This window comes from Parendozoicomonas verongulae (assembly GCF_009711465.1).
Lineage (GTDB): Bacteria > Pseudomonadota > Gammaproteobacteria > Pseudomonadales > Endozoicomonadaceae > Sansalvadorimonas > Sansalvadorimonas verongulae.
On the sequence record NZ_SMME01000654.1, the window covers coordinates 2,545 to 2,989 of the forward strand.

Genomic DNA, 445 nt, shown 5'->3' on the forward strand with positions numbered 1-445 from the left:
TTCAGGTTATGGGTGGTGAGGGTAACCTGAAAACAGCTCTGGATATCTATACCCGGTTGCGCACCCGGGCGGCTGGTGGGCAGGAGAATACCCCCTGTAATGACAAGGATATCGAGATAACACTGGGCAGACATCTTAAGATCATGGGGGGTGCAGACAACCAGAGAAAGGCCCTCGAGATTTATTCCCGGCTGCGCACTCGGGCAACCGGAGAGCAGGTGAACATTCTTAGTGATGACAAGGAGATCGAACTGGGTCTCGCATCTATTTTCATTGAGACACGCGAATGGGATAAGTTTGATGAGCTGCAACTCGAAAGGCCATTGTTTTCAGGGGTCGAAACCTGTTTATGTCTGAGTATACGTTTCTTCCGGGAATTAACGGATGTTGAAAAAATCTTGCCCAAACATTCGATTCTTCTGGGGAAAGCGTTCAATTGGGCTGC

1 protein-coding gene is annotated in these 445 nt (G+C 49.2%); it reads left to right on the forward strand.

From position 1 onward, the window contains the following. Positions 1–445 (forward strand): hypothetical protein (locus E1189_RS02340; RefSeq protein ID WP_196221073.1); only part of this gene is annotated, 445 nt, incomplete at both ends.